The 1,743-nt window shown below is 33.2% G+C and carries 1 protein-coding gene; it reads right to left on the bottom strand.

The window, feature by feature from the left end; genetic code table 11:
- Positions 1 to 316 precede the first annotated feature (316 nt).
- The gene (locus DW173_RS23605; RefSeq protein ID WP_008646122.1) at positions 317 to 1,495 is read right to left on the bottom strand and encodes a tyrosine-type recombinase/integrase; all 1,179 of its coding nucleotides are present in this window, start codon (positions 1,493 to 1,495) and stop codon (positions 317 to 319) included.
- Positions 1,496 to 1,743 lie beyond the last annotated feature (248 nt).

Raw genomic sequence — 1,743 nt, 5'->3', positions numbered from 1 at the left:
AGTTAAACAAAAGTTAGATTCTCTTTTTAGCATAACCACCTGTGAATCAAACGGATACATATAGATAGCAATCAATTGAGGATAGGATTTGAACAATTAGTACCATTAATATCTTTTTTACCTATTATGAGTTATCCGGCATGCGAATCTTTCTTCGTTCCACTATAGTTATCTTTGCGTTTGACTATAGTTATCCGCAAGGGTAACTATAGTATACTTTGCGGATAACTATAGTGGAACGAAAAAAGAATAGCGATCGGAATGAAATCGATTAGCAGAAGAAGGAAATAAAAATAGCAGTGAAAAACTATCTATACTATAGCAATTGGTCAAGTACGGCACGGAACACCTTATCGGCATGTTCTTGCATAATCTTAATATAATTAAAGATAGGACGGTTATTTTTCATACTGTGTCCGATACAGTATTCTATTTTTTCAATTTGAATGCCTAAATCATATCCGTGTTGTGCAAATGTCTTTCGGGCGGAATAGTAAGTAACCTTTTTCTTTACCCCCGAAAGTTCTGTTACCTTATTTATATGTCGGAAGACTAAACTATATATTTGTTTATAAGATGAATATTTACCAAATTGCAAATGCCCATTTCTCGACATATATTTATCTATAAGCACTTTTGCTTCAGGCTGCAAAGTAAATACAATTTCATTTTCTCCCTTCTTGCTATTGCGTGTTTTGTGACGCACATAACGCATATCGTTCTTATTTTTAAAATCATATGCTAATAAATCTCTCAGGTTGATACCGCCTAAATAATAAGTAAGCATAAAAATATCTCTCACCATGGATAAAGAAGACTTTAAAAGCCGGACATCACGTATTCTCTTCAGTTCATCTATTGACAAATCAAGTTCCCGCACATTACTTGTCGGCATCTTAAAGAGGACAAAAGGATGAATGGAGTAAGATACATAATTCATCTTACCGGCATAATTTACTATCACCTTTATTAAAGTCAGATATATTCTGATAGTTGTATCTGCCAGATTCTCCTCGTGAAGAACTTTGGCAAATCCTTGGATATGTATAGGTGTCAATTGAATTAAAGGAAAATCCCCTTTCATATATTTGACTAATCTTTCGGAAGCTATCTTATAAAGTTTATAAGATTTCTCCCGCTCTTCTCCTTTCATGAAATTCATGTATTCTTTTGCAACAGCTTGAAAGGTTATACCTTTTTTCTTTTGTTCATAAGTAATTATACGTATAAGTTCGGTACATGAAATTGCTGGTAAATAGCTGATCGATGTAACAATTTCTTCATACTCATTGATTAGTTTCCGAAGACAGGCATTCATATTCGCTGCATTCTCATGCCTTACTACTCGACCATTTTTTAGTTGATTGGCAGAATCCAAAGTAAATTGGGTAGATATATATCTGGTTTGAGAATGATGTGCTACGGCTATCCTTATTCGATGTCTGCCATTTGATAATTTTTTAGTTGGAACAACTACAATTGAAAAATTCGCCATATCATTTTTAGGTTTATAAATTACTATTTTCCATACAATAAAATAGAAACAAAAAGGTTCATAGTCATTAGGTACTAATCGAAAATCGCTCCTACAGCATGGAATATCGTGCAAAAGACGGTATTTTCCATGCATTTGTACGATTCTGCATTGCTATATCTTGATTAAGTCGTTATGTTTGCAACACTTTTTCACAGGTAGAGTGTGAAAAAGTGCTTTTAAAAAGAGAATCTAACTTTTGTTTAACT

The sequence above is a fragment of the Bacteroides sp. AM16-13 genome (assembly GCF_003602705.1).
In the GTDB taxonomy this organism is placed as follows: Bacteria; Bacteroidota; Bacteroidia; order Bacteroidales; family Bacteroidaceae; genus Bacteroides; species Bacteroides xylanisolvens.
This window is presented reverse-complemented; position numbering and strand designations above follow the sequence as displayed.